We start from the raw sequence: 3,175 nt of genomic DNA, 5'->3' as shown, positions 1-3,175 counted from the left end.
GTTTCAAGTGTGTGTTTTGACATAAAAAACTGCACCTCCAATTATTAGTTTTTGTCTAACAAGTGGGGTGCAGTTCAATTAAGGACCAATAGTTTTTTCATGACATAAGTTAGTTGTGATGTTTTTATACATCTTGTGTAGTTTGCTCTATGTAAATAAATGCATTCACAGAAAGTAGTCTCTGTGAATGCATTTATTTACATAGGAATGATTTTATCTTTTATGATCAAAAACCGTATGATTAGTAAAGTGAGCTTAACTAATCATACGATTTGTATTATTTATATTTGATGAACGGATTATTTTTCTTTTTACAAAGTACATTATAAAAAAGAAAAATGAAAATATGATGAAAATACAATGAGTTATATAAATTTAAAAAATAAAAAAATCAAACATGTGTCAACTAGAATTTGAATTATACTTAGAAAAAAACTCCCCATGTGGTAGGGAGTTTTTTTCTAAGTATCGAGATATTGCGTTGAAATTGATACTTCAGGTATCTTCAACAGTTTGTTCAAAATTCGTAAAAGGTATACGAACTTTAAATAGTAAATCTGTATTTATTAAAGGGTATGAAATGCTTCAATGTATACTATCGGAGCTAATATAAAAAATGTTCAAGGTCTAAACTAGTAGTCAAATTAGAATATCTCATAGATACAAAAAAGGGTATAAGAACAATTGTATTTTTCTTATCTGTAGCACAACATTTAAGAGAACAAAACTTACTTGTAGCTCGTATTGGTTTATATTCTTTTCTACAAATTTTACATTTTTTAATTGAATGTTTGATATATGCTTTTCCTTTACACTTCTGAGAACAATATTTTGCATTTTTATTATAGCTTTTAAATTCAGAATCGCAAATCTGACAAAAAAACTGACCCAACTTACTAATCACTCCTACTAAATATTACTGATTTCAGCTGTTCGACTATACGAGATGAATTTTAAAGCTTGTTGCTAATGAAGTCCATTATGATAACTAGGTTTTTATGTGATATGCCCTCAAAAAATAGAAAAAACCCCTGGTGCCTGTTCAGGAGTTTTTTCATGGATTATGCTAGGCAAGATGATGATATGAATCATCATGAGTAGTTTGTTTAAACGAATGAATTTTATGCCATAAGTAATTCATAAAAAAAGAAAGCTGCCAGGGAGGGTAGCTTTCTTTTTCATAAGGTTGCAGTGGAAGGCGCCCTTTAGTAGGCATCATGAATAGTTTGCTCAAAGTGTTTTTCGATATTCAAGTTGTTTATTTTTATATTTCTTTATAATTTTGAGTCTTTTTACTTTTTCATTCCTCTATACGTACAGGGTTATAACCATAAACATTAGCAAGATCAGTGTAGATAGAGAATATTAAAACGCTAATCCAAATTGCTCCGCCGATTAAAAAGAACAGATATTTAAATAGATTTTTCATATTTTGATTCCTTTCAACAAAAGAAAAAATCACTTATTTCTTCAAGTGATTTTTTCTTTTTTAATGCGCATTCATGGATACTAAAAGCTTCTTCTTTTTTTAATTTGCATCGAATATGTTTTTCAATTCATCTAAAACAGAAACAACACTTGGTCTCATAAGACCAAGTGTTGTTTCTGTTTTATTCTGTAAGGTTGTTGAGTCCTCTTTTTAAATACTATGTTTATTTTGGATAGAGCATAACTTTTTACTTAATCTTACCTAAAAAAAACCATCCAATAGTCTTGTTTCCTTTAGGTACACGTGCCTTATATCCCGCATATCTTGTTAATGTGACACGAATATTTCATTAAATTGGTACGCTCCTTAGACATGTCCCTATTGGTCAGAGTATTGTTTAATGGGAAAATTTCATTCTTAAAAAAGCTCAAAGGTTCTTTGAGCTTTTTTATCTATGGTTCTATATTTGAGTATTTCTTTTAGCAGGAGATAGTATTTTGTGTTTAAATACTAGCACTATATTTTTAGAACAAAAGCTAAATAATAATACCGGAGCAGCTAGTTTTAGCTAGTTAAATGAAAGTGATAGTATAATGCTAGCTTTTTAAAAGATAGTACAAGCACTAGCAAAATAGATGTAATTAAATTGTTACTCCATCATTCAAAAGAACGTTCAAAATGAGTGTATTGAAGTTGTTAATTTGATGATTTACTTATCTTGAATAGTTTACTCAAGGCACAAATACATATAAATAAAACAACAATAAATTTATATTTAAAAACAAAAATTTATTGTTAAACAATAAATTAGATGTTATAGTTTATTTGAAAACAAACATGTGAGGTGTATTTTATGAAAAAAGGTTCATCATTATTTCTAAAAATTGCAGTTTTACTAATAAGTATTCCAGTTTTTGCTTTATGTATATTTGGTATTATCCACTTAGCAAACAATCCGGCTAATCCCGAATATGCATACCTACTATACCCTGGTGTATCTATTATGTACGTATCTGCAATACCATTTTTTATCGCGCTGTATCAAGCTTTTAAACTTTTAACTTATATCGATAAAAACCAGGCGTTCTCTCAAATCTCAGTAGATGTTTTGAAGAAAATAAAATACTGTGCGAGTACAATTAGTATTTTATATGTAATTATGTTCCCTTTTGTCTTCCTTATGGCTGACAAAGATGATGCTCCAGGCCTTATAGTATTTGGTATGATTCCTATTTTTGCTTCTATGGTAATCGCAGTGTTTGCTGCTGTCCTCCAAAAACTTTTAAAAGAAGCAATTGATATAAAATCAGAAAATGACTTAACGGTCTGAGGTGATTAAAATGGCCATTATTATTAATATTGATGTCATGCTAGCTAAAAGAAAAATGAGTGTAACAGAACTTGCAGAAAGAGTTGGAATAACCATATCTAACCTTTCTATATTGAAAAATGGAAAAGCAAAAGCAGTTAGATTTTCAACACTTGAAGAAATTTGTAAAGCATTGGATTGCCAACCAGGAGATATTTTAGAATATCAAGCAAATGAGGAAAGAGAGGATTAATATATTTTCCTCATACTTCGTTTTATTTCAGATCAAAAAACAAAAAAGCTATCCTAAGGGGGACGGGACTGACCCCTGTTTTTGAGACAGGGATCAAAACACCTTTCAAACGACCAGTTGCCGATATTGTACAGGTGACTGGTTGTTTAGTTTTGTTTGAATACGGGCATTGTTATAATAAGTA

The 3,175-nt window shown here is 29.6% G+C and carries 3 protein-coding genes; 2 read left to right on the top strand and 1 reads right to left on the bottom strand.

Translation table 11 applies throughout. The features are described from left to right. The first annotated feature begins 2,282 nt into the window (after positions 1–2,282). On the top strand, positions 2,283–2,759 hold the full coding sequence (locus tag WKH56_RS34990; protein ID WP_342837858.1) for a DUF2975 domain-containing protein: 477 nt from the start codon (positions 2,283–2,285) through the stop codon (positions 2,757–2,759). Between the two features lie 10 nt (positions 2,760–2,769). Then, positions 2,770–2,991 carry a helix-turn-helix domain-containing protein gene (locus WKH56_RS34985; protein WP_098113951.1) on the top strand — a complete coding sequence of 74 codons (222 nt, stop codon included), beginning with the start codon at positions 2,770–2,772 and terminating at the stop codon, positions 2,989–2,991. A gap of 105 nt (positions 2,992–3,096) precedes the next feature. On the opposite strand, the gene WKH56_RS34980 is transcribed toward WKH56_RS34985, so the two are convergent. Next, the coding region (locus WKH56_RS34980) for an IS3 family transposase (protein ID WP_342837860.1) at positions 3,097–3,175 on the bottom strand (79 nt) is incomplete at its 5' end.

The organism is Priestia sp. SB1 (assembly GCF_038898415.1).
The sequence above is the reverse complement of the archived record's forward strand: the minus strand, read 5'-3'. Positions and strand labels throughout refer to the sequence as shown.